Consider the following 21,778-nt stretch of genomic DNA (forward strand, 5'->3'; position numbering starts at 1 on the left):
GCGCCCCCCCCCCCGCCGCCCCCCCCCCCCCCGGGGGGGGGGCGGCCGCCCCGCCCCCCCCCCCCCCCCTCCGCACTCGGGTCAGACCTTGCGGCTGCCGGTGATCGCTCGGATCAGCCAGGCGATCACGGCGATGGCCAGGAGCACCAGACCGACCCACAGCAGGAACTGGAGCGACTGCACCAGTCCTCCGGTGATCGCGAGGATCACGGCGATGACGATGACGATGATCAGGAGGATGTTCATCGGTCTTTCCCTTCTCTGGGGGCGCGGGCGCCCGACTGCGGTGACACCACGCTAGACCCGAACCACACCCTCCCTGGAGGGGGTTGACTTCGACCCTCCCGATGCGCGAAGGAGCAGAGCAATGCCAGGACGACGCAACAATTCCCTGAAGGATCCGGAACTGTACGAGGAGCTCCGCGACGACGGCGCCTCGAAGGAGAAGGCCGCCCGCATCTCGAACGCCGCCGCACGAGACGGCCGCAGCTCGGTCGGCCGGCGCGGCGGGGAGCACGGGGACTACGAGGACTGGACCGTCCCCGAGCTGCGGAAGCGCGCGAAGGAACTGGGCCTCACGGGCTACAGCGGCAAGCGCAAGGCCGAGCTCATCTCCGAACTGCGAAACCACTGACCCGGATGACGCGCTTCGGGATCGAGGAGGAGTTCCTCCTGCTCGATGAGGATTCGCTCGTCCCCGTCGCCCTCAGCGGTGACATCCTGGAGCGCATCGGCGGCGAGGTCGCCGCCGGACGCGTGACCACCGAGTACCTGGCCTCGCAGCTCGAGGCCCTCACCGATCCGGTGCGGACCGGAGCCGAGGCCCTGCAGCAACTGACGACGCTGCGGGCTGCCATCGGCGCGGAGGCCCGCGCGCGGCGCGCGATCGCGGCGCCGACCGGCTCGCCGTTCACCACTCTCCGCTCTCCCCGGCTCTCGCCGTCGGCGCACTACGACGACGTCGCCCGGCGCCTGGCGCACCTCACCCGCGAACACGAGGTGAACGGGCTGCACGTGCACGTCGAGGTCCCGGACGAGGAGGAGCGGGTCCGTGCGCTGAATCGACTCCGCGCGTGGCTGCCCCTGCTGCTCGCCCTCAGCACGAACAGTCCGTTCGGCAACGGCATCGACACCGGCTTCGCGAGCTGGCGGAGCATGCTCATCCGCCGGCTCCCCTCGTCGTGGTGCCCGCCCCGGTTCGCCGATGTCGACGACTACCGCACGCGCGTGGACCAGCTCCTCGAACTCGGGACCATAGGGGAGGCGACCTCCCTCTCCTGGGCGGTGCGCCTGTCCGAGCGCTACCCGACGGTCGAGGCGCGCGTCGCGGACACGCAGCTCACCGCGGAGGACGCCGTTCTCTCCGCGCTGCTGACCCGCGGGATCGCCCTGTCGTCCGCGCAGCGGATCGTCGCCGACGAGACGGAGACGATCGACGCGTCGATCTGGATGGCGTCGAGAGCGGGGATGACGGCCCGCATCCTGGATCCGCTCACCGGCGAGGTCGCCCCGGCCTGGACCGTGGCCGAGCACCTGCTCGACGAGATCGGCCCGGTGCTGGACGAGCAGGGCGATGCGGACACCGTGCGAGCGGGACTCGCCCGGATGCGGGCGGACGGCACCGGCGCGGCGCGGCAGCGCGCGGCGCACGGACGGGACGGCCTCCCCGCACTCCGACGGCTGCTGGCGGAAGGTACCGGGACATCGGCTGACTGACCGGCCCCTCGCGTCCGACCCCGGGAGTAGGGTCGGCCTGTGTCATCCTTCGCCCCGCTCCAGCGGCTCGTCATCGCGATCGCCGTGCTGGCCTCGTTCGTCACGTTCCTCGACGGAACGGTGGTGAACGTCGCGCTTCCCGCCATCAGTGAAGAGCTGGGCGGCGGGATCACCACGCAGCAGTGGGTGGTCGACGCGTACCTCATCACCCTCAGCGCGCTGATCCTGCTCGCCGGGTCTCTGTCCGACGCCTACGGCCGGGTCCTGGTGATGCGGATCGGGCTCATCGCCTTCGGCATCGCGTCGGTCGCGGTCGCCGCAGCGATCGATCCGCTCATGCTCATCGTGGCCCGCGGAGCGCAGGGAGCGGCCGGCGCCCTCCTCGTCCCGAGCTCCCTCGCCCTCATCACCGCGACCATGCGCGGCGACCTGCAGGCGAGGGCCATCGGCGTCTGGACCGCCTTCACCACGGCGGCCCAACTGGTCGGCCCCCTCCTCGGCGGGCTCTTCGTCGACTTCCTCTCCTGGCGCTTCGTGTTCCTCATCAACGTCCTCCCCATCGGAGTGACGCTGGTGCTGCTCGCCCGCCTGCACCTGCCGGAGCACCCTCGGGGCGTCCGGGTGGACTGGTGGAGCGGAGCACTGTGCGCGCTGGGCCTGGGCGCCATCGTGTTCGCCCTCATCGAGCAGCCGAACCTCGGGTGGGCCTCCCCCGCGATCTGGATCCCCGCCGTGGTCGGGGCCGCGCTCTTCGCCGTCTTCCTGTGGCGGCAGGGCCGCTCGGCCACGCCGCTCATGCCGCTCTGGCTGTTCCGGGTGCGCGACTTCGGGTGGGGCAACCTCGCCACGCTCTTCGTCTACGCCGCGCTCTCGCTCAACGGCTTCGTCGTCGGCGTCTACCTCCAGCAGGGGGCGGGACTCAGCGCGACGGCGGCGGGACTCGCGAGCCTGCCGATGACGATCCTGATGATCCTGCTGAGCTCCCGCGCCGGCGGGTGGGCGGGACGCTGGGGCCCGCGCATCTTCATGACCGTCGGACCGCTGATCATGGCCGTCGGAGCGCTCATGCTGCTGACCGTGAACACCGCCTTCGACTACTGGGCGCAGGTGCTCCCGGCCATGATCGTGATGGGGCTGGGCCTGTCGCTCACCGTCGCCCCACTGACGGCCGCGATCCTCGGGGCCATCGACGAGAACCACTCCGGCATCGCCTCCGCCGTGAACAACGCCGTCTCCCGCGTCGCGGGGCTGCTGGTCGTCGCGATGCTGTCGACCATCGTCGGCGGCTCCCTGGACCTCGACGGGTTCCACAACGCCGCCTGGGTCACCGCGGCGCTCCTCGTGCTCGGCGGCGTCGTGTCGTGGATCGGCATCCGCCGGAACCCCTCGGAGGCGGCGGCGCCGCCGGTCGACGCCCCCGCGCAGCCGACGCCTCAGCCGCGATGACCGCGCCGCGCTCTCGACGCGGTCGAAGAACGGCACGCGTGTCTCTGACGCCGGCGGCGTGCGTCGCGGTGGGGATCCTCGCTCTCGCCGGCTGCGCCGCCCCGACCGCCCTCCCTACGGAGGGAACGGGGTCATCGGGCGGCGTCGTGCTTCCTCCGGCCGGAGCCCTTCCGGATTACCAGCTCGGCGGCGCGTACGATCCGGCCGAGGGCGTGGGCATCGTCGGGCGAGACCGCAGCGCGGAGCCGGTCGCGGGACTCTACTCCGTCTGCTACGTCAACGGATTCCAGACCCAGCCGGGCGAGCTCGCCGAGTGGCCCGACGACCTCCTCCTGCATGACGGTGACGATGTGGTCTTCGACCCGGACTGGCCCGACGAGGCCCTTCTGGATACCGGCAGCGCAGCGCAGCGGTCCCGCATCGCGGAGATCGTGATCCCCTGGATCGAGGGCTGCGCGGACTCCGGCTTCCAGGCGGTCGAGTTCGACAACCTCGACTCCTTCTCACGCTCGCTCGGCCTCCTGACTCTGGACCACAACCTCGCGCTCGCAGAGCTCCTCGTCGACGCGGCGCACGGCGTCGGGCTCGCCGCCGGACAGAAGAACGCTGCCGAGCATGCGGAGGCCCTGAAGGAACGCGCGGGCTTCGACTTCGCCGTGACGGAGGAGTGCGCCGCGTACGCCGAGTGCGGCGCATACACCGCGGCCTACGGGCCGCACGTGATCGACATCGAGTACACCGACCAGCTCCCGCGGTCGTTCGCGGAGCTGTGCGCCGACCCGGACGCCCCGGCATCCCTCGTGCTCCGCGATCGCGACCTCGTCACGCCGGACGACGAGGACCACGTCTTCGCCGGGTGCCCCTGACGATCGACGGAGGCGCTTGCCTGCCGAGCGCCTCGGCGTCAAGTCCCTGGTGGCCCCCGTTCGCGCGGACGAGGATATCGGTGATCGACTCGATGGGAGCCCCTCCTCATGACCGTTTCCACCCTCGACCCCGATACCGCCGTCGCCTTCTCGCCGCGCGGTCCTCTGTCGGGCGCCGTCCTCGACGTCCTCACCGGTCGCGGCGAGGATGCCGCCGCCCTGCCCGACCTCGCCACCACAGCCGTCGCTGAGAGCAGCGATGTGGTCCGGGACGACGACATCCAGCTCGCCCTCTTCGTCCTCTATGCGTCCTCGTACGGCTCGCTGCCGCAGCTCGATGCGGCGCTGGAGTGGGAGGCCGGGGTGGTCACCGCGCGCCGGATCCTCGAGGACGCCTTCGAGGCCGCACTGCGCGAGACCGTGCCCGTGCCCGAGCTTCCGGAGCCGACAGTCGACGCCGTGGGGCGCGCCCTGTTCGCCCTCGCCGCTGCGGACACGGGCCCCAGCCTGTCGCGGCACATCGCCAGGAAGGCCACCCGCGAGCAGGCCGAGGAGTCGCTGATCCTCCGCTCCGTGTACACGCTGCGGGAGGCCGATCCGCACTCCTGGGCGATCCCACGGCTGACCGGACGCCCCAAGGCAGCGCTGGTGGAGATCCAGTCGGACGAGTACGGCGGCGGCCGACCGCAGCGGGTCCACGCGGAGCTTTACGCCCGCGCCCTTCGCGCCGCCGGACTCGACGACACATACGGCGCCTACGTCGACGACGCCCCCGCGATCACGCTCGCCTCGCACAACATGATGGGCCTGTTCGGCCTCAACCGCCGCCTCGTGGGCGCGATCGTGGGTCACCTCGCCGCCTACGAGATGACCTCGTCGATCCCATGCCGCTTCTACGCCGACGGCCTGCACCGGCTGGGGTTCGCCGACGATGTCGCCGCGTACTTCGAGGAGCACGTGGAGGCCGACGCGGTGCACGAGCAGATCGCCGCCCGCGACCTCGCGGGCAGCCTCGCCGAGGACCGTCCGGAGCTGCTCGCGGACATCCTGTTCGGCGCGGCCGCGTGCCTCACGGTCGACGGCTGGGCGGGTGCGCACACCCTCGACGCGTGGACCGAGGGCCGCTCGGCGCTGCGGGAGAGGACGACGGCATGACCGCCCGGGACGAGCCGGTCACCGTCACGGCGTACCCGGACGGCCCCCTCCTGGTGCGCGGAGAGATCGAGTTGCACGCGAGCGACGGCACGGTGATCGACCCGCGTCGACGCACGGTGGCCCTGTGCCGCTGCGGGCTCTCCGCGCTGAAGCCGTTCTGCGACGGCACACACAAGGCGGCCGGTTTCCGCACCGAGGACTGAGCGGGCGTCAGCCCTCCGGCCAGTAGTGACTATCCGGGACGGCGCGCGCACCGAAGATCGCCTGCCCGACCCGCACGCACGTCGCGCCCTCCTCGACGGCGATCTCGTAGTCCCCGGACATACCCATCGACAGGGCGCCGTCGCCGATGAGTTCGGGGTTCTCCTCACGTGCTCTGTCACGGAGGGTCCGCAGCATCGCGAAGCATTCCCGCACCCGGGCATCGTCCGGTGCGAGCAGCGCCAGCGTCATCAGGCCGCGCACACGGAGAGCACCGTACGAGGGCAACGCCTTCAGGAAGTCGAGAAGCTCCTCCGGCGGCATCCCGAACTTCGAATCCTCGGCCGAGGTGTTCACCTGCACGTACACATCGAGGCTGCGCCCCGCGGCCTGCAGGCGCCGGTCGAGAGCCTCGGCGACCCGCAGCCGGTCGAGCGCCTGGAACTCGGCGGCGAAGGAGGCGACATCCCTGGCCTTGTTCGTCTGCAGGTGGCCGATGACCACCCAGTCCACATCGAGGTCGGCCGTCTCCCGGTGCTTGCGCACGGCTTCCTGCACCTTGTTCTCGCCGAGTCGGCGCAGCCCGGCGTCGATGGCCACCCGCACCCGATCGGTCGGCACCGTCTTGCTCACCGGGAGCAGGTGCACCTCACCGGGGTCGCGTCCTGCGCGCTCCGCGGCGGCGTCGATGCGGGCGCGGACGTCGGCGACGTTGGCGCGGAAGTCCGCGGCGGTGAAGGCCGTCGGGTAGCGCTCGGCGCTCTCCCCCACACGCTCGATCTTTGACATAGGTCAAAATCTAACATAGCTTCGACACCACGTCGCGTACCCGCCGACACCCCCTTCACGAAGGAGCCCGCCCATGTCCGCACCCGGCCTGTTCTCGGACACCGCCCTGTCGACCCCGCGCCTGCGCACCGAGGTGCCAGGGCCGCAGAGCCGGGCGCTGCACGAGCGCCGGCAACGGATCGTCCCGCGCGGCGTCGGCAGCGTGCTCCCCGTCTACATCGAGCACGCCGACGGCCCCTGGGTCACCGACGTCGACGGCAACCGCTTCCTCGACCTCGGCAGCGGGATCGGCGTGACGACCATCGGCCACACCAATCTCGCAGCCGTCACCGCCGCGGCGGAGCAGCTCGACCGGGTCACGCACACGCTCTTCACCGTCACCCCCTACGAGGGCTACGTGCGCCTCGCCGAACTGCTCGCGGAAAAGGTCCCCGGCACCCACGAGACCCGCACAGCCTTCGCGAACTCCGGCGCCGAAGCCGTCGAGAACGCGGTCAAGATCGCCCGGAGGCACACGGGACGGCGCGCCGTCGCCGCCCTGGATCACGCGTTCCACGGGCGCACCAACCTCGCACTCGCGATGAACCACAAGGCGGCGCCGTACGGCACCGGGTTCGGTCCGTTCGCGCCCGATGTCCACCGCGTCCCCAACTCGTACCCCTACCGCGACGGCCTCGACGGCGAGGAAGCCGCCGCGCGCACGATCGCCCATCTCGAACAGCGGATCGGCGTCCACGACCTCGCGGCCGTCATCGCCGAGCCCATCCAGGGCGAGGGCGGCTTCGTCGTCCCGGCCGAGGGCTACCTCCCCGCCCTGCAGGAGTGGTGCACGGAGAACGGCGTGGTGTTCATCGCCGATGAGATCCAGACGGGCCTCGGGCGCACCGGGACGTGGTTCGCGAGCACACACTTCGACCTCGTGCCGGACCTCGTGCTCACGGCGAAGGGCATCGCCGGCGGGCTGCCCCTGGCCGGGGTGACCGGCCGCGCCGAGATCATGGACGCGCCCGACCCTGGCGGCCTCGGCGGCACATTCGGCGGCAACCCGGTCTCGATCGCCGCCGCCCTCGCAGTGTTCGACGAGCTCGAGCACGGGACCTTCTTCGCCGACGCCCGTCGGATAGGCGCCCACCTGTCCGCCCGACTCGAGGGTCTGCGCACTCGCCATGCGGTCATCGGCGACGTCCGCGGGATCGGCGCCATGCAGGCCTTCGAGCTGAGCACCCCCGGGACGACGCGACCGCTGGCCGGGGCCGCCTCCATGATCGCGGAGTTCGCCGCCCAGCGCGGCATCCTGCTGCTCACCGCCGGCAGCGACGGCAATGTGATCCGCTTCCTCCCCACTCTGACCACGACCGACGAGCAGCTCGACGTCGCCGTGGACGTGATCGACGAGGCCCTCAGCGCGCTCCGCTGAGCACGCGGAGGCACAGCGCCTCCCCGCTCCACCGCACGTGGGCGAGGTCGTGCACGACCAGGTCGGGGTCAGCCGCCCCGGAGCCTGCGCCCACCCCGACCACGAGGCCGGCACCGGCCGCTCGCGCCGCGCTGATCCCCGGCGGCGAGTCCTCGAAGACGACGCAGGCCCCCGGGTCCCGCCCGAGGAGCCGTGCGGCACGGACGTACGGGTCGGGCGCGGGCTTGCCTCTGTTCACGTCTTCGGCGGCGACCAGCACCGCCGGCGCCGGGATACCCGCTCCGCCCATCCGTGCGGTCGCGACAGCTCGGTTGCTGCTCGTCGCGACCGCCCACAGCTTCGGGGGCAGCGCAGTGAGCAGGGCAGCGGCCCCGGGGATCCCGGTCGTCGCCGGGGCGACGGCGAGCTCCCGGGCGAGGAGGTCGGCCGTCGCCTCGGCCGCCCGTTCCGGCCCCACGATCGCCGCGACCACCTCACTCGGCCGCATGCCATGAGGCGCGTCTCGCAGGAAGTCGAATCCCGGGGCGTGCCGGAGCGCCCAGGCGTCCCACGCGATCGCCGCCGAGGGGACGGAATCCACCAGCACGCCGTCGCAGTCGAACAGGACCCCCGTGGCGCGCACGATCACCTCGGCACCTCGAACCTCGTGTGCTATTTTTGGCATAGGTCAAATCTATCCGAGGAGAGTGCATGTCCGCGTCCCGCACGCCCCGGACGGCGAGCGCCGTCCGCCACGTCCCCTTCGAAGACCTCGGGATCCTCGCCCCGCTGCTGGCGGCGCGCGGCTACGAGACCACCCTGCTCGACGCCGGCATCGACGCGATCGACCCGGACGCCGTCGCTGGCACGGACCTGCTCCTCGTCCTCGGCGGACCGATCGGCGTGTACGACGAGGATCGGTATCCCTTCCTGCACTCCTCGAAGGCGGCTCTCGCGACCCGGCTCGCCACGGGCGGCGCCACGCTCGGCGTCTGTCTCGGCGCCCAGCTCCTGGCCGAGGCTCTGGGCGCAGAGGTACGCCCGACCGGGGCCGTCGAGATCGGCTACGGCCCGCTCGCACTCACCCCCGAGGGCCGGGAGTCCGTCCTCGCCCCTCTCGACGGCGAGCCCGTGCTGCACTGGCACGGCGACGAGTTCGCGATCCCCGCCGGGGCGCACTCCCTGGCGTACACGCCCGGCTTCCCCCATCAGGCCTTCGCCGTCGCGCGCACGCTCGGACTCCAGTTCCACCTGGAAGCCGACCACCGCGTCATCGAGCGCTGGCTCATCGGTCACGCGCACGAGCTCCATCACCACGGCATCGACCCGCGGACGATCCGGGAGCAGGCGCAGCGGCACGGCCCGCGGCTCGAGGCCCTCGCCATCCGTGTGCTGAGCGACTGGCTCGACGAGGTCGAGGCGTAGCGGGCGGGCAGGGGAAGAGGCCGGACCCCCAGCGAATCCGGCCTCTGCTCCCCTCGACCTCAGGCGGCGCGACGCAGCGGCACCGTCGGGAAGTCGATCGGCACGTCGAGCGCGATGTTCACGTAGTTCGTGAAGAGGTTCAGCGCGACCTGGCCGATGGTCTCGACGATCTGCTCGTCGTTCCAGCCGCGCGCGCGGAGAGCGTCGACGTCGGCCGAGGTCACCTGACCCCGCTCCTCGACGAGCTTGAGCGCGAAGGCCAGCAGAGCGGCCGTACGGGGGTCGTCGGAGTTGCCGGCCTGGGCCTCGGCGAGCGCCTCGGTCGTGAGGCCCGCCTTCTTGCCGAGCGCGGTGTGCGCCGCGAGGCAGTAGCCGCAGGAGTTGCGGTTCGCGACCGCGACCGCGATCTGCTCACCGAGGGCCGCGCCGAGCGTGCCCCCACCGTAGGCGCCGAAAGCGCTCCACATGCTGGTGAGCGCGGCGGGCGAGTTCGCGACCGCGCGGAACATGGCGGGGACGGCGCCGAAGGCGGAGCCGATCTGCTCCAGCTGCTCCTTGACGGGGCCGGTGGCGGTCTCACGGTCGACGAGAGGGACGTTGGGCATGGGGTGCTCCTTTGTGTTTCGGACGGGCCGGATTCGGCTTCCCCTCCAGTCTTGCTCGCCGCGCAGTACGATACGCATCATTTGGTCTTGCGTTCGTGACATATCGTCCAGAAGAATGGAAGCATGCCACCGCTCGACCGCCTCACCCCGCTGCTCGACCGCTTCCGGGTGCGCAGCCGCCTGTTCCACACCGGACCCCTGTGCGGGACCACGGTCTTCGCCGCGAGTGCGGGCCACGGCTTCCTCCACGTGCTGCGTCGCGGCGAGATGGAGGTGACGCACCAGCGCCCGGACGGCGGCATCGAGCGCGAGACGATCACCCGCCCGAGCCTGCTGTTCTTCCCGCGCCCGGTCGACCACACCTTCCTCAACGCCCCGACCGATGAATCCGACTTCGCCTGCGCGACGATCGACTTCGACGGCGGAGCCACGCACCCGCTCGTCCGCACCCTCCCCTCGGTGATCGTCCTGCCGCTCGACGAGGTGTCCACCCTCGCCCCCGCGCTGGACCTCCTGTTCGCCGAGGTCGACAACGTGCGCTGCGGTCGTCCGCTGCTGGCAGACCGGATGTTCGAGGTCGTGCTCATCCAGCTCCTGCGCTGGATGCTCGACCACTCCGGCGATCTCACTCTCCCGCCGGGGCTGCTGCCCGGCCTTGCGGACGAACGCCTCGCACCCGCCCTCGTGGCGATGCATGAGGCCCCCGGCGAGCCGTGGACGCTCGACACTCTCGCGCGGACCGCCGCGATGTCGCGCAGCGCCTTCGCGGCGCGCTTCAAGGAGGTCGTGGGCCGAGCGCCGGGCGACTACCTCACCGAGTGGCGTCTCACGATCGCCCAGGAACAGCTCCGTGCGGGGATGTCCGTGAGCGCTGTGGCCGCCGACCTCGGCTATGCGAGCGCCTCCGCCTTCTCCCGCGCGTTCGCCCAGCGGCTCGGTCGCTCTCCGCGGGCCTGGCTCGGCCTCGCCGCCTGAGCTCAGCCGCCGGCTGACATCACGGCAGCGACCCCGGTCACGATCCGGTCGAGGTCGCCGGCCGTGAGCGAAGGGTGCACGGGGAGGGAGAGCACCTCCTGCGCCGCCCGTTCGGTCTCCGGAAGCTCGTCGGCCGGCGCGAAGCGCGCCAGCGAGGGCAGCCGGTGGTTCGGGATCGGGTAGTAGACGCCGGAGCCCACCCCGTGTTCGTCGCGGAGTGCGTCGCGCACCCGGTCGCGCTCCCCCGCGGCGACCCGCACCGTGTACTGGTGGTAGACGTGCTCGGCGCCCTCCGCGACCGCAGGCACGGTGAGCCCGTCGATGCCGGCGAGCGCGGCGTCGAGGAATGCGGCGTTCTCCTGGCGCTGGCGGGTCCAGGCGGCGACCCGCCCGAGCTGCACCCGACCGACCGCGGCGTGCACCTCGCTCATCCGGTTGTTGTAGCCGACGAGCTCGTTCGCGTACTGGGTCTCCATACCCTGGTTGCGCAGCAGTCGGACCCGGCGCGCGACCTGCTCATCGACGCACGAGACCATGCCGCCCTCGATCGCTGTCATGTTCTTCGTCGGGTAGAGGCTGAACATGCCGAACCTGCCGATGGTCCCGGCCGGCCGGCCTCGCCAGGCGGCACCGTGGGCCTGCGCGGCGTCCTCGTAGATGTCCAGGCCATGGTCCCTGGCGACCTCCTCGATGTCGTCCACGAGGAACGGATGCCCGTACAGGTGCACCGGCATGATGCCTTTCGTGCGGGCGGTGACGGCGCCACGGACCCGCGCCGGATCCAGCGTGAAGTGCCTCGGCTCGATGTCGACGAACACCGGCGTCGCGCCGGCCAGGACCACGGAGTTCGCGACCGCCGCGAAGGTGAAGGACGGCACGATCACCTCGTCGCCCGGGCCGACACCGAAAGCGAGCAGGCCCAGGAGCTGACCGCTCGTCCCCGAGTTCACCGCGACGGTGGTGCGGCCTCCCACGAAGTGCATCGCGAACTCGCGCTCGAACGCCGCCACCTCGGGGCCCTGGGCGAGCATGCCGCTGCGGAGCACGCGTTCGACGGCTGCCACCTCGTCGTCGCCGATGAGCGGCGCGGCGGCCGGGATGAAGTCCTTCTGCATGGGTATGTCCTTCGTCGGGAACGGCTCGGCGCGAGCCGGATCGGAGGTGGAGGCAGGAATCGAACCTGCGTGCACGGTCTTGCGGACCGCGACCTGGCCACTCGGTCACTCCACCGGGTCAGATGTCCTCACGCGCCCGGCGGCGAGTACCCCTGCAGGAAGCGGCCGAAGCGCTGCACCGCATCGATCAGCGTGTCGGTCTCGGGCAGGAAGGCGAGGCGCACGTGATCGGTGTCGGCGCCGTTGAAGGCGCGGCCGTGCACCAGCAGGATGTGCTCCGCGTCGAGGAAGTCGAGCACCAGACGCTCGTCGTCACGGATGCCGAACACCTCAGGGTCGAGGCGCGGGAAGAGGTAGAGCCCGCCACCCGCCTCCTGCACGTCGACGCCGGGGATGGCTCGGAGCGCAGCCGTGGCGGCGTCGCGCTGCATTGTCAGCCGCCCCTCGGCCGAGACGAGCGCGTCGAGCGATGCGTCGCGACCCAGGGCCGCCGTGATCGCGTGCTGTGCCGGCACGGACGCGCACATCCGCATCGAGGCGAGCAGCCGCAGACCGGAGAGGAAGGGATCGTCCGCAGCGAACCCGGTCGTCAACGCCCAGGCCGCCCTGTAGCCGGCGACGCGGTGGGTCTTCGACAGGCCGGCGAAGGTGACGCAGGGCACGTCAGGGGCGACCTGCGCCGTGGAGACGTGCGTGAATCCGGGGTAGACGACGCGGTCGTAGATCTCGTCCGACAGCAGCAGCAGACCATGGCGACGGGCGAGCTCCGCCACGCCCTCCAAGGTCTCCCGCGGGTAGACCGCGCCGGTGGGGTTGTTCGGGTTGATGATGACGATGGCCACGGTCCGTGGGCCGATCGCCGCCGCCATGGCCTCGAGATCCGGGAGCCACCCGGCCTCCTCCGCGCAGCGGTAGTGCACGGGCTCACCCCCGGCGAGGACCGTCGATGCGGTCCACAGCGGATAGTCGGGACTCGGGATGAGGACCTCGTCGCCCGGCTCCAGCAGCGCCTGCAACGTGAGACCCACCAGCTCGGACACGCCGTTGCCGACGGCCACCGCCTCGATCCCGAGGGACGGGAACCCGGCCCGGCGCGAGTAGTGCACGCGGATCGCCTCCCTCGTCTCCGGAAGGCCCGGTGATTCCGAGTACCCATGGGCGTGCGGAAGAGCCTCGCGCAGGGCCTCCACGATGACCGGCGGCGCCTCGAAACCGAACGGGGCCGGGTTGCCGATGTTCAGGCGGAGGATCTGCTCGCCGCGGGCTTCCAACTCGGCCGCACGCTCGGCCACCGGACCCCGCAGGTCGTAGAGCACGCCGTCCAGGCGCGATGATCGGCCGATCCGGAACGGGGCCCTGGCCGTCATTCGTCCCCCTCGGCCTCGGCCGGACCGGAAGCGGCGGCGATGTCGTCGGCCAGTCGTCGCAGGTCGGCGTCGTCGAGGTCGTGCACCGTCAGACGCAGATGGTGGCCGCCGGTCGAGCCGTCCTCCAGCGCGAACTCGGACCCCGGTCGAACGAGCCATCCGCGGTGCGCGAGCCGCTCGGCGACGACCGCGGCCTCCTCGCGGACATCGACCCACGCATTCAGACCGCTCTCCGCGGTGACGGCCGATCCACGGGCGGAGACGAGCGCGGCGAAGGACCTGTTGCGCGCGGCGTATCGGGCCCCCGCCTCCGCGATGAGCCGGTGCACGTCTTCGTCACGGAGCATGGTCGCGGCGAGCTGCTGCATGACGTGGCTCACCCACATCGTGCCGGGGCTGAGCCGGAGGGCGAGGCGCTCGGCGGTGACGGGGTCGGACGCGGTGAGGGCCAGCCGCATGTCGGGTCCGAGGAACTTGGACACCGACCGCACGAGAGCCCACCGTTCGTGGCCCGGTCCGATGACGGTGGCGTACGGAGTCGGGGCGAGCAGCGAGAAGTGGTCGTCCTCGATCACCAGGACGTGGGGGTGCGGAGCGAGCATCTCGCGCAGCGCCGCGGCACGCGCGGGACTGATGCTGACCCCGGTGGGATTGTGCGCGCGGGGCGTGCAGACGATCGCGCGCACACCGCTCTCCAGAGCGTCACGCACGCCCTCCACGGTCATGCCCTCGTCGTCGACGGGTATCGCGACGGGCGTGTACCCCGCCAGACGCGCGGTCTGGATGCTCGAGAGGAAGCACGGATCCTCGAGACCCACCCGGTCGCCGTGAACGAGCGTCTGAGCGAGCAGGCGCTCCACCGCGTCGACCGCCCCGGCGGTGACCGAAAGGCGGAAGGGGCGAGGCTGGTCCTCCGCGATCCATCGGGTCGCCCACTCGGCGAGACCGGCATCGATCACCGACTCGCCGTAGAGGACGGGGCTCGGGTGCACGGCTGCGAGAGCGGCGGCGAGGTCGGGAAGGAGGGCCGCCTGAGGGTTGCCGTTGGCGATGTCGCGGAGCGCGGTTCCGGGCGTGAAGCCCTCATCCGGCGTGGCGGCGGGTCCGAGCACGGTCGTCCCTGTGCGCCCGCCGGTGGTCGCGATACGGGCGGTGACGAGTGCGCGGTAGGCGGCGAGCACAGTGTTGCGATTGACGCCGAGCCGCTCGGCCAGCGTGCGGACCGGCGGCAAGCGGTCCCCGGCGACGAGCGTCCCCCGTTCGACGAGGTCGCGCACGCTCTCCGAGATCTCCGCGGCGGTGACGCCGCTGATCCCGTCGGTCTCGTCGTCTCTGCTCTCCGCCGCTGCCATGACTCGACGGTAGGGGAGATTTTGACCTATGTCAAAATCTCCCCGGGGATCAGGGGCGGTCGTCGACCTCCACGCCGTCCTCGATCTCCTCAGGCTCCAGGTCGGTCACGTCGACCTCGGGCGCGTCGCCCTCCCCGTTGTTCGCGGTCGGGGGCTCGCCGTGGAATCCGGTCGTCTCGTCCTGTCGCGGATCGGTCATGATGCCTCCTCGGTTGATGGGACTCCATGATCGGCCCGCCGCGCTGCCGGAGCGAGCACCTTGACAACGCCGCCTCCGGTGGCCCGGCTCCCGATGCACGCAGGCGGAGCCCAGGTACACCGGTTACCGTTCAGGAGCGGTCGGTCCCCACGGATCTCCTCCCGCATCCCGCACGATCACCGCGATCCCCCGACAGAGGACACGATGACCCCCGGCACTCTCCCCCTCGCCGCTTCCGCCCCCGGCTACGACGGATTCATCGGCTGGGTGCTCAGCCTGATCGAGACCCTGGGCGAGGTCGGCGTCGGCCTCGCCGTGCTCATCGAGACGTTCGTCCCGCCGATCCCCTCGGAGGCGATCCTCCCGGCGGCGGGATTCCTTGCCTACGACGGGCGGATGAACGCCTGGGGCGCCTGGGCCGCGGCCACCATCGGCGGACTCGTCGGTGCATGGATCTGGTATGCACTCGGCGCGGCCGTGGGCCGGGACCGCACACGGCGCATCGTCGGACGCATCCCCCTTCTCGACCACGACGACTTCGACAAGGCCGAGGCGTTCTTCGCGCGCTGGGGCGGCGGTGCCGTGCTGTTCGGTCGCTGCGTGCCCCTCGTGCGCTCGTTCATCTCGATCCCGGCCGGCATCGAGCGCATGGCGCTGTGGAAGTTCACGCTGTACACGCTGGTCGGCTCGGCGGTCTGGAACGGCATCTGGATCGGCCTGGGCTTCGCCTTCGGCCCCGCCATCCGGCCGATCCTCGAGCAGTGGAGCGGCGTGATCTCCGATGTGGTCGTCGGCGTGCTCATCCTGCTGCTTCTGGTGTTCATCGCGCTGCGCATCCGCCGCCGCATGCGCGAAGCCGCGGCACGGCGGGCAGAGGACAACGGTCAGGCCTGAGGCCCCTCCCCCGCGCGGCTTCGTGTCACGAGGTGTCAGCCGGCGGCGTCGGCCGCGACGATGTCGCCGAGCTTCCAGGACCGATCGAAGTACGGCTGCAGCGGCCCGTAGAAACGGAAGTAGCTGAACCAGTGCCGCCCCGGAATCGTCTGCACCCAGTTCGAGCGTCCCTCCGTCGGCGGTTCCGGGCCGAACCACAGATCGACGGAGCCGTCCTCGTTGTATCGGAGGTCCTCATCGCGCGACCCGCGGTCGCCGCGCTGCTGCTCGTTGTCGATGAGGCAGCGGGTGTCGGCGTCGTACACCGTCGCAGACCAGAACAGCTTCGCCGGCACGTCCGCCGGCACGTGCAGGCGATAGGTGCGGGCACCGTCGAGCCACTCTCCGTCGGCATCGGTGTAGGCACCGAGGTAGGCCTGCCCGACACCGGGAGTGGTGCTCTTCATCGCCTCCGAGAAGCTGACAGCCTCGTAGAACCATGAGGCCCTCTCGAGGAGCTCGTCATAGCCGTCGCCCCGCTGCGCGGAGTTGTCCAGGACGATCGCCTGCTCCCACACACGGTCGGGCCAGTAGCTCCCCTGCGCGAAGCGCTTCGCGAACGTGTTCGCCTGCGCCATCAGCTCACCCGCTTCGGCGCCGCGCTCCAGGATGCGGGTGAGACGGTCGTCCGGCGCGAAGGGCTCCCCGACGCGGGTGAGACGGTCGTCCGGCGCGAAGGGCTCCCCGACGCGGATGCCGAGCTGCCGCAGCATCGCGAGATAGAAGCGATCGCGTTCGTCGACGACCTCCGACTGGTAGATGCGGTGCAGAAGACGCCAGTAGTCCATGCCGCGCGGCTGATCGCCGCTCCACGGCCGACCGTCCGGAGAGATGATGCGCGTCGGTGCGGGGTCCTCCCGATCGCGGTACGGGTAGATCCGTACGGCGCGCACGAGGGCATCGGCGCGCTCCGGATCAGGGTCGAGCGTGCGGAAGCCGAACATGATGTTGACCCCGGAGGACTGCAGGATCCGGAACTCGGCCGTGATGTCTGCGGGGACGGTCGCCCCGGGCGCGACGATCACGTACTTGCCGCCGCGCCCCTGGTCCGGCCCCATCTCCCCCATCGCCCCGACCTCCCGCTGCCAGAAGTCGGAGACGCCGCCGGCCGTGTGCCCCGGGGGCAGGTCGATGACCAGCGGTCCGGTCTCGGCGAGGTCGAAGAAGTTCAGGATGTACGGCGTCGTGGCATTCGCCGTGATGAGGCCGAGGCGGTCGCGATACGTCAGGTATCGGACGAGATCACTGCTCGTCGCACCGAAGACCTCCTCGTGCTGAGACTTCCACTGCGCGTAGGAGACGAGCGGAAGAGCCCAGAGGTAGGCCTGGCAGGCGAACTGGAAGTCCAGCTCGTCGAAGATCGCGGGGATCGACTCCCGCGCCGGCAGCTCGCCGTCCTTCCGTACCCCGTCGAGTCCGCTCGCTCCGGTCATATCCGTCCCCCTCTGTCAGCGCGCTCCCGTACTGCGCGAATCGGCTCCGCCTGAACCCCGACAGTAGTGGGGCGGACGAGCACGCGGAAGAGGTGTGATGTCGGCGGGGCGGGGCACGATGGTGGCATGACGGACGGCTACGACCCCGCGTTCCTCGGCATCCCGCTGCCGCTGCCCGTGCCCCCGATGCCGGTGCGCGCGCTCCCTGCGCCCCGGTTCACGGTGCTGCTCGATCCGGAACGGCGCCTCGCCGCGGTGACGGGCGTGACCATCGATGGCGCCCGCCTGCGGGATCTCCCGCGCACGGGTGAGTGGCGCCTCGACCCCCGGGTGCCCGCGGAGGAACAGGCGGGGTCCGCCGTCTACGCCCGGAACGACCTCGACCGCGGACACCTCGTCCGTCGCCGCGACCCGGGCTGGGGGGAGCTCGACGAGGCCCGCGCCGCTGCGGAAGCCACCTTCACCTACCCCAACGCGGCCCCGCAGGCGGCCGCCTTCAACCAGTCGAAGGACCTCTGGCTCGGGTTGGAGGACCACGTGCTGGCGTATGCCGAGGCGACCGCGCAGCGCCTGTCGGTGTTCACGGCCCCGGTGCTCGCGGACGCCGACCCGCCGTACCGCGGCATCCGCGTGCCCCTGCAGTACTGGAAGATCGTGGCGTGGCGCTCCGAGGACCGACTCGCGGCCGCCGCATTCATCCTCGACCAGACCGAGCTCGTGGACACGCGGGAGGGCGTCTTCGCCGTCGCGAGTCTCGGGGCCTTCCGCACGTTCCAAGTACCGGTCGCCGAGGTGACCGCCCTCACCGGAGTCGACCTCGGCCCCCTTCCCGACGCCGATGTGCTCCCCCGGCGCGGACTCCGCGAGACGGCATGGCGCCCGCTGCACACCGCCGACGACATCGTCCTGTGACAGCGGGCACCCCGCGTCACTCGCCGGCGCGCACGCCCTCGAGCGACGGGTAGTCGATGTACCCCTCGGCGGTCGAGCCGTAGAACAGCTCGGGGCGGGGCTCGTTCAGCTCGGCCCCGGTCCGCCACCGCTCCACGAGGTCGGGGTTGGCGATGACGGGACGCCCGGCCGCGACCGCGTCGGCCCAGTCCTCCGCGACCAGTTCCTCGGCCGCGGCTCGGGTGGTCTCGACGCCGAAGCCGGTGTTGACGATGAACGGAGCGCCCGCCGCTCGGCGGATGGCCTGCACGAGTTCTCCGGCCGGCTCGGGGTGCAGCACATCGACGAAGGCCAGCCCCCGAGGTGCGAGTCCTTCGGCCAGCGCGGTGTAGGTCGCGAGCACGTCGGCGGGGTCGTCCTCGATGACGCCCTGGATGCCGTGGGCCGGTGAGAGGCGGATTCCGGTGCGGTCGGCACCCACGGCTGCTGCGACCGCCGTGGTCACCTCGACCGCGAAGCGCGCACGGTTCTCCGGCGAGCCGCCGTACCGGTCGTCGCGGACGTTGGACACCGGGGACAGGAACTCGTGGACGAGGTAGCCGTTGGCACCGTGCACCTCGACGCCGTCGAAGCCGGCCGCGATCGCGTTACGCGCGGCCTGGACGAACTGCTCGACGACCACGGGGATCTCGTCCAGGGTGAGGGCATGCGCGACGGGCAGATCGGCCTTGCCCTTGAGGGTCCGCGTCTGCCCGGGGGCCGCCAGAGCACTCGGCGCGACGACGCGGGGCTCGCCGGAGATGTCCGGGTGGCCTACACGGCCGCCGTGCATGAGCTGCATGACGATGGTGCCGCCCTCGGCGTGCACGGCGTCGGCCACGCGGCGCCATCCCTCGATCTGCGCGGGGGTCACGATGCCCGGCTGCCCGGGGTATGACTTGCCTTCGAGGACCGGCCAGACCCCCTCCGAGATGATGAGTCCCTGCCCGGCCCGCTGGCGGTAGTACTCCTCGATGATCGCGGTCGGCACGCCCTCCGCGTCCGCACGGGTGCGGGTGAGCGGCGCCATGACGACGCGGTTGGACAGGTGCAGCGAGCCGAAGTCGGCGGAGTCGTAGAGAGTCACAGTGGGGCCAAGGCGTCCGACCGCCACTGTATTCCCGTGAATCGATGACGTATTCCGGTGTATCAACCGCCCAGATCGGCGACGAGGTTCGCGAAGTGGTCGAGGTCGGCGGCGGTCCAGCCGCGCAGGCGCTCGCCGATGCGCCCCTCATACCGGGAGCGGGCGAGAGCCACGCGCTCCTCGGCCAGCGGGGTCGCCACCAGCACCCGGGCGCGACCGTCCTCGGGATCGGGGATGCTCTCGACGAGCCCGAGCTGCTCGAGCTGACGCACCTGCCGGCTCACCGCGGACTTGTCCGTCTGCAGGCGCTCGATGAGTGCTCCCGCCGAGGTCGCCCGTCCGGCGAGGATCGAGGTCAGCACCTGGTAGCCCAGCGGCTGGAGATCCGGATGCACGGTGACCGCGGCCTCGCGCCACCCGACGCGGATGCGGGCGAACAGCCGGCCGAGCTCGTGCTCGACGCGGGCGACCGCCTGGTCGAGGTCGTCGATCGGAGCGCCGTCGGCGGGTTCGTCGGACGGGGCGCTCATATCGCCAGTGTACGGCGAAGCCCCGCGACCGGATGCGGTCGCGGGGCTGTGCTCAGACCTCGGCGAGGAGCCGGAACACCTTGGATGCGGCGTCGATCTCCGCGGGCGTGAGCTCATCGATGACAGCGCGGAGTCGGCTGCCGTACTCCCGGCGGACATCGGTGAGCGCGGTGCACGCGGCCGGTGTCGCGGTGAGCACCCGGAGCCGGCCGTCGCGCTCATCCGGCACCGAGGCGATCAGCCCGAGCTCCTCCAGCATCCGCACCTGGCGGCTGACGACGGACTTGTCCATCTCGAAGCGCTCGGCGAGCTCATGCGCGCTGGCCGAGCCCGCCCGGTCGATGAAGGTGAGCAGCTTGTACCCCGCCACCTGCAGCTCCGGGTGGACCCGGGACGCCGATTCCTTCCACAGCGACCGGGTCCGCGCGAAGATGAGGTTGAGATGCGCCTGGAGGTCGCTGAGGGCGGTATCGACGTCGGGCGTGCCGACCGCCTCGGACGCGCTCATGTCAGCGCTCCTGCTTCCGATCGTCGCGCTCGAGCACGCTCACGGACCCCGTGGTGGTCGCCGGTTCGGCCTGCCCGGTGCGGATCGTCCCGGTCGAGAGGCTCGCGCCGACCTCGGCCTCGGAGACCTCGATGACGGACTCCTCGGCCTGCTCGCGCAGCTGCTCCGCGGCGTTCTTGGTGGACAGCGGCTTGTTCTTGATGAACGCGATCGCGATGATCGCGATGACCGCCAGCGGGATGGCGAGGATGAACGCGTCCGCGATGCCGTGCCCGTAGGCGCTCTCGACGATCGTGCGGATCGTGTCGGGCAGCTCGCCCACCTTCGGCACGTCGCCGGAACCCAGGCGCTCCAGGGCGCTGATCTCGTCGGGCGTGGTCGGGACGAAGCCCTTCAGACCGTCCTTCATGAAGTCGGCGACGCTCGTGGAGAGCAGCGACCCCATGACGGTCACACCGATGGTGCCGGCGATCGTACGGAAGAAGTTGACGTTCGACGAGGCCGCGCCCAGCTGCTGCGGAGCCGTGTCGTTCTGCACGATCAGGGTCAGGTTCTGCATGACCATGCCGAGCCCGGCACCGAGGACGAACATGTAGACAGCGACCAGCGGGAACGGGGTGTCGTAGCGCAGCGTCGCCATCAGGCTCACGCCGATCGTGGCGAGGATCGAGCCGGTGACCATCCAGCTCTTCCACTTGCCGAAGCGGCTGACGAGCTGGCCGATGATGATCGACGCGCCCATCTGACCGATGATCATCGGGATGGTCATCAGGCCCGACTCGGTGGGCGTCGCGCCCCGGGCCAGCTGGAAGTACTGCGCGAGGAAGACCGAGGTCGCGAACATCGAGACGCCGATCGCGATCGAGGCGATGACCGACAGCGTGAAGGTGCGGTTGCGGAACAGCGTCATCGGGACGATCGGCTCCTTGACGAAGAACTCGACCACGATGAAGGCGGCGATCGCGACGACCGCGGTCACGATGAGCGCGATGCTCGTCCCGGAGTCCCAGTCGAACTGGTTGCCACCCATGGACACCCAGATGAGGAGCGTCGAGACGCCGACGGCGAGCAGGACGATGCCGAAGTAGTCGATCGAGACCTTCGTGCCGCGCTGCGGCTTGGGCAGGTGCAGCGTGAACTGCAGCAGCACGAGGGCGAGGATGGCGAACGGGACGCCGACGAAGAAGTTCGAGCGCCAGCCCCACACGTCGGTGAGGAGTCCGCCCAGCAGCGGCCCGCCGATCGTGCCGAGGGCCACGATGCCGCCGACGACGCCCATGTACTTGCCGCGCTCACGCGGCGAGATGATGAGGGCCACCGCGATCATGACGAGCGACATGAGACCGCCGACGCCGATGCCCTGCACGACGCGGACAGCGATGAGCATGTTCGTATCGGTCGAGAATCCGGCGATCACGGTGCCGACCGTGAAGAGGATGAGCGAGATCTGGACGAGCACCTTGCGGTCGACCAGGTCGGCGAGCTTGCCCCAGATCGGGGTGGAGACGGCGGTGGCGAGAAGGCTCGCGGTGATGACCCAGGTGTACTGCGACTGCGTGCCGCCGAGGTCGGCGATGATGACCGGCATCGAGGTCGAGACGACCGTGCCGGAGAGCACGGCGACGAACATGCCGACGATGAGGCCGGAGATCGCGGTGAAGACCTCGCGGGCCGAGCGCGTGGTCTCGGAAGAGGATGAGGTGTGTGTCACGGGGGAATGCTCCTGCATAGAAAGTTGATCGAGATCAAC

24 protein-coding genes and 1 tRNA gene are annotated in these 21,778 nt (G+C 71.0%); 11 read left to right on the forward strand and 14 right to left on the reverse strand.

The genetic code is table 11. From position 1 onward, the window contains the following. Positions 1 to 81: 81 nt before the first annotated feature. Positions 82 to 246 carry a hypothetical protein gene (locus M4D53_RS10860; protein WP_164498167.1) on the reverse strand — a complete coding sequence of 55 codons (165 nt, stop codon included), beginning with the start codon at positions 244 to 246 and terminating at the stop codon, positions 82 to 84. 121 nt (positions 247 to 367) lie between these two features. On the opposite strand from M4D53_RS10860, the gene M4D53_RS10865 reads away from it, so the two are divergent. The 6 genes from M4D53_RS10865 (at position 368) to M4D53_RS10890 (ending at position 5,386) form a co-directional block, all read left to right on the forward strand. Then, on the forward strand, positions 368 to 634 hold the full coding sequence (locus tag M4D53_RS10865) for a DUF7218 family protein (protein WP_187662351.1): 267 nt from the start codon (positions 368 to 370) through the stop codon (positions 632 to 634). Positions 635 to 639: 5 nt separating this feature from the next. After that, on the forward strand, positions 640 to 1,716 hold the full coding sequence (locus M4D53_RS10870; RefSeq protein ID WP_259953997.1) for a carboxylate-amine ligase: 1,077 nt from the start codon (positions 640 to 642) through the stop codon (positions 1,714 to 1,716). A 39-nt stretch (positions 1,717 to 1,755) separates the two neighbouring features. Then, positions 1,756 to 3,162: an MFS transporter gene (locus M4D53_RS10875; protein ID WP_259953998.1), complete on the forward strand. Its 1,407-nt coding sequence runs from the start codon at positions 1,756 to 1,758 to the stop codon at positions 3,160 to 3,162. 38 nt (positions 3,163 to 3,200) lie between these two features. Beyond that, on the forward strand, positions 3,201 to 4,028 hold the full coding sequence (locus tag M4D53_RS10880; protein ID WP_259954000.1) for an endo alpha-1,4 polygalactosaminidase: 828 nt from the start codon (positions 3,201 to 3,203) through the stop codon (positions 4,026 to 4,028). Positions 4,029 to 4,136: 108 nt separating this feature from the next. Then, positions 4,137 to 5,183, forward strand: coding sequence for an iron-containing redox enzyme family protein (locus M4D53_RS10885; protein ID WP_259954001.1), 1,047 nt, complete (start codon positions 4,137 to 4,139; stop codon positions 5,181 to 5,183). Next, positions 5,180 to 5,386 carry a CDGSH iron-sulfur domain-containing protein gene (locus M4D53_RS10890; RefSeq protein WP_187662356.1) on the forward strand — a complete coding sequence of 69 codons (207 nt, stop codon included), beginning with the start codon at positions 5,180 to 5,182 and terminating at the stop codon, positions 5,384 to 5,386. The genes M4D53_RS10885 and M4D53_RS10890 overlap by 4 nt, the downstream gene beginning before the upstream one ends. 7 nt (positions 5,387 to 5,393) lie before the next feature. Here M4D53_RS10890 and M4D53_RS10895 read toward each other — a convergent pair whose 3' ends face one another. Beyond that, positions 5,394 to 6,173 carry a YggS family pyridoxal phosphate-dependent enzyme gene (locus M4D53_RS10895; protein WP_259954004.1) on the reverse strand — a complete coding sequence of 260 codons (780 nt, stop codon included), beginning with the start codon at positions 6,171 to 6,173 and terminating at the stop codon, positions 5,394 to 5,396. Positions 6,174 to 6,246: 73 nt separating this feature from the next. Between M4D53_RS10895 and gabT the strand changes: the two genes are divergently transcribed. Continuing rightward, entirely contained in the window at positions 6,247 to 7,590 is a 1,344-nt protein-coding gene (gabT, locus tag M4D53_RS10900) for a 4-aminobutyrate--2-oxoglutarate transaminase (RefSeq protein WP_259954005.1), read from the forward strand. Here the strand turns inward: gabT and M4D53_RS10905 are convergent. Further along, positions 7,574 to 8,254: an HAD-IA family hydrolase gene (locus tag M4D53_RS10905; RefSeq protein ID WP_259954008.1), complete on the reverse strand. Its 681-nt coding sequence runs from the start codon at positions 8,252 to 8,254 to the stop codon at positions 7,574 to 7,576. The genes gabT and M4D53_RS10905 overlap by 17 nt on opposite strands. Before the next feature lie 26 nt (positions 8,255 to 8,280). Here M4D53_RS10905 and M4D53_RS10910 point away from each other — a divergent pair, with 26 nt between their 5' ends. After that, complete coding sequence (locus M4D53_RS10910; RefSeq protein ID WP_259954010.1) at positions 8,281 to 8,994, forward strand: glutamine amidotransferase; 714 nt, start codon at positions 8,281 to 8,283, stop codon at positions 8,992 to 8,994. A 59-nt stretch (positions 8,995 to 9,053) separates the two neighbouring features. Here M4D53_RS10910 and M4D53_RS10915 read toward each other — a convergent pair whose 3' ends face one another. Beyond that, positions 9,054 to 9,599, reverse strand: coding sequence for a carboxymuconolactone decarboxylase family protein (locus M4D53_RS10915; RefSeq protein WP_259954012.1), 546 nt, complete (start codon positions 9,597 to 9,599; stop codon positions 9,054 to 9,056). A 123-nt stretch (positions 9,600 to 9,722) separates the two neighbouring features. Here M4D53_RS10915 and M4D53_RS10920 point away from each other — a divergent pair, with 123 nt between their 5' ends. Continuing rightward, complete coding sequence (locus tag M4D53_RS10920; protein ID WP_187662362.1) at positions 9,723 to 10,574, forward strand: AraC family transcriptional regulator; 852 nt, start codon at positions 9,723 to 9,725, stop codon at positions 10,572 to 10,574. A 2-nt stretch (positions 10,575 to 10,576) separates the two neighbouring features. Here M4D53_RS10920 and M4D53_RS10925 read toward each other — a convergent pair whose 3' ends face one another. From M4D53_RS10925 to M4D53_RS10945, 5 genes are all read right to left on the reverse strand, one after another. Next, complete coding sequence (locus tag M4D53_RS10925) at positions 10,577 to 11,689, reverse strand: DegT/DnrJ/EryC1/StrS family aminotransferase (RefSeq protein ID WP_259954014.1); 1,113 nt, start codon at positions 11,687 to 11,689, stop codon at positions 10,577 to 10,579. A gap of 44 nt (positions 11,690 to 11,733) precedes the next feature. Beyond that, positions 11,734 to 11,804 (reverse strand) — tRNA-Cys (locus M4D53_RS10930). A gap of 13 nt (positions 11,805 to 11,817) precedes the next feature. Then, positions 11,818 to 13,056: a pyridoxal phosphate-dependent aminotransferase gene (locus M4D53_RS10935; protein ID WP_259954016.1), complete on the reverse strand. Its 1,239-nt coding sequence runs from the start codon at positions 13,054 to 13,056 to the stop codon at positions 11,818 to 11,820. Then, a complete protein-coding gene (locus M4D53_RS10940) occupies positions 13,053 to 14,408 on the reverse strand; it encodes an aminotransferase class I/II-fold pyridoxal phosphate-dependent enzyme (RefSeq protein ID WP_259954017.1) in 1,356 nt (451 codons plus the stop codon). Before M4D53_RS10940 ends, M4D53_RS10935 begins: the two co-directional genes overlap by 4 nt. A gap of 49 nt (positions 14,409 to 14,457) precedes the next feature. After that, positions 14,458 to 14,607, reverse strand: coding sequence for a hypothetical protein (locus M4D53_RS10945; protein WP_187662366.1), 150 nt, complete (start codon positions 14,605 to 14,607; stop codon positions 14,458 to 14,460). A gap of 204 nt (positions 14,608 to 14,811) precedes the next feature. Here M4D53_RS10945 and M4D53_RS10950 point away from each other — a divergent pair, with 204 nt between their 5' ends. Further along, positions 14,812 to 15,501 (forward strand): DedA family protein, encoded by a 690-nt coding sequence (locus M4D53_RS10950; protein WP_187662367.1) that lies wholly within the window; start codon positions 14,812 to 14,814, stop codon positions 15,499 to 15,501. Between the two features lie 35 nt (positions 15,502 to 15,536). Here M4D53_RS10950 and M4D53_RS10955 read toward each other — a convergent pair whose 3' ends face one another. Further along, positions 15,537 to 16,973 carry a DUF1254 domain-containing protein gene (locus M4D53_RS10955; RefSeq protein ID WP_259954019.1) on the reverse strand — a complete coding sequence of 479 codons (1,437 nt, stop codon included), beginning with the start codon at positions 16,971 to 16,973 and terminating at the stop codon, positions 15,537 to 15,539. 126 nt (positions 16,974 to 17,099) lie between these two features. On the opposite strand from M4D53_RS10955, the gene M4D53_RS10960 reads away from it, so the two are divergent. Beyond that, positions 17,100 to 17,885 carry a DNA/RNA non-specific endonuclease gene (locus tag M4D53_RS10960; protein ID WP_187662369.1) on the forward strand — a complete coding sequence of 262 codons (786 nt, stop codon included), beginning with the start codon at positions 17,100 to 17,102 and terminating at the stop codon, positions 17,883 to 17,885. Between the two features lie 16 nt (positions 17,886 to 17,901). On the opposite strand, the gene M4D53_RS10965 is transcribed toward M4D53_RS10960, so the two are convergent. The 4 genes from M4D53_RS10965 to M4D53_RS10980 form a co-directional block, all read right to left on the reverse strand. Further along, entirely contained in the window at positions 17,902 to 18,990 is a 1,089-nt protein-coding gene (locus M4D53_RS10965; RefSeq protein WP_259954020.1) for an alkene reductase, read from the reverse strand. Positions 18,991 to 19,052: 62 nt separating this feature from the next. Next, positions 19,053 to 19,520 carry a MarR family winged helix-turn-helix transcriptional regulator gene (locus tag M4D53_RS10970; RefSeq protein WP_187662371.1) on the reverse strand — a complete coding sequence of 156 codons (468 nt, stop codon included), beginning with the start codon at positions 19,518 to 19,520 and terminating at the stop codon, positions 19,053 to 19,055. Positions 19,521 to 19,572: 52 nt separating this feature from the next. Beyond that, the gene (locus tag M4D53_RS10975) at positions 19,573 to 20,028 is read right to left on the reverse strand and encodes a MarR family winged helix-turn-helix transcriptional regulator (RefSeq protein ID WP_187662372.1); all 456 of its coding nucleotides are present in this window, start codon (positions 20,026 to 20,028) and stop codon (positions 19,573 to 19,575) included. A gap of 1 nt (position 20,029) precedes the next feature. Then, the gene (locus M4D53_RS10980; protein WP_396817480.1) at positions 20,030 to 21,757 is read right to left on the reverse strand and encodes an MDR family MFS transporter; all 1,728 of its coding nucleotides are present in this window, start codon (positions 21,755 to 21,757) and stop codon (positions 20,030 to 20,032) included. Positions 21,758 to 21,778 lie beyond the last annotated feature (21 nt).

Source organism: Microbacterium meiriae, from assembly GCF_025143875.1.
In the GTDB taxonomy this organism is placed as follows: Bacteria; Actinomycetota; Actinomycetes; order Actinomycetales; family Microbacteriaceae; genus Microbacterium; species Microbacterium meiriae.

Excerpts from the sequence above, each read along its gene's own strand:
- M4D53_RS10885 (WP_259954001.1), top strand. The coding sequence starts at position 4,137 with ATGACCGTTTCCACCCTCGACCCCGATACCGCCGTCGCCTTCTCGCCG.
- M4D53_RS10950 (WP_187662367.1), top strand. The coding sequence starts at position 14,812 with ATGACCCCCGGCACTCTCCCCCTCGCCGCTTCCGCCCCCGGCTACGAC.
- M4D53_RS10920 (WP_187662362.1), top strand. The coding sequence starts at position 9,723 with ATGCCACCGCTCGACCGCCTCACCCCGCTGCTCGACCGCTTCCGGGTG.
- M4D53_RS10945 (WP_187662366.1), bottom strand. The coding sequence starts at position 14,607 with ATGACCGATCCGCGACAGGACGAGACGACCGGATTCCACGGCGAGCCC.
- M4D53_RS10975 (WP_187662372.1), bottom strand. The coding sequence starts at position 20,028 with ATGAGCGCGTCCGAGGCGGTCGGCACGCCCGACGTCGATACCGCCCTC.
- M4D53_RS10910 (WP_259954010.1), top strand. The coding sequence starts at position 8,281 with ATGTCCGCGTCCCGCACGCCCCGGACGGCGAGCGCCGTCCGCCACGTC.
- M4D53_RS10970 (WP_187662371.1), bottom strand. The coding sequence starts at position 19,520 with ATGAGCGCCCCGTCCGACGAACCCGCCGACGGCGCTCCGATCGACGAC.
- M4D53_RS10925 (WP_259954014.1), bottom strand. The coding sequence starts at position 11,689 with ATGCAGAAGGACTTCATCCCGGCCGCCGCGCCGCTCATCGGCGACGAC.
- M4D53_RS10890 (WP_187662356.1), top strand. The coding sequence starts at position 5,180 with ATGACCGCCCGGGACGAGCCGGTCACCGTCACGGCGTACCCGGACGGC.
- M4D53_RS10915 (WP_259954012.1), bottom strand. The coding sequence starts at position 9,599 with ATGCCCAACGTCCCTCTCGTCGACCGTGAGACCGCCACCGGCCCCGTC.
- M4D53_RS10955 (WP_259954019.1), bottom strand. The coding sequence starts at position 16,973 with ATGACCGGAGCGAGCGGACTCGACGGGGTACGGAAGGACGGCGAGCTG.
- gabT (WP_259954005.1), top strand. The coding sequence starts at position 6,247 with ATGTCCGCACCCGGCCTGTTCTCGGACACCGCCCTGTCGACCCCGCGC.
- M4D53_RS10905 (WP_259954008.1), bottom strand. The coding sequence starts at position 8,254 with ATGCCAAAAATAGCACACGAGGTTCGAGGTGCCGAGGTGATCGTGCGC.
- M4D53_RS10865 (WP_187662351.1), top strand. The coding sequence starts at position 368 with ATGCCAGGACGACGCAACAATTCCCTGAAGGATCCGGAACTGTACGAG.
- M4D53_RS10860 (WP_164498167.1), bottom strand. The coding sequence starts at position 246 with ATGAACATCCTCCTGATCATCGTCATCGTCATCGCCGTGATCCTCGCG.
- M4D53_RS10940 (WP_259954017.1), bottom strand. The coding sequence starts at position 14,408 with ATGGCAGCGGCGGAGAGCAGAGACGACGAGACCGACGGGATCAGCGGC.
- M4D53_RS10980 (WP_396817480.1), bottom strand. The coding sequence starts at position 21,757 with ATGCAGGAGCATTCCCCCGTGACACACACCTCATCCTCTTCCGAGACC.
- M4D53_RS10870 (WP_259953997.1), top strand. The coding sequence starts at position 640 with ATGACGCGCTTCGGGATCGAGGAGGAGTTCCTCCTGCTCGATGAGGAT.
- M4D53_RS10935 (WP_259954016.1), bottom strand. The coding sequence starts at position 13,056 with ATGACGGCCAGGGCCCCGTTCCGGATCGGCCGATCATCGCGCCTGGAC.
- M4D53_RS10895 (WP_259954004.1), bottom strand. The coding sequence starts at position 6,173 with ATGTCAAAGATCGAGCGTGTGGGGGAGAGCGCCGAGCGCTACCCGACG.
- M4D53_RS10960 (WP_187662369.1), top strand. The coding sequence starts at position 17,100 with ATGACGGACGGCTACGACCCCGCGTTCCTCGGCATCCCGCTGCCGCTG.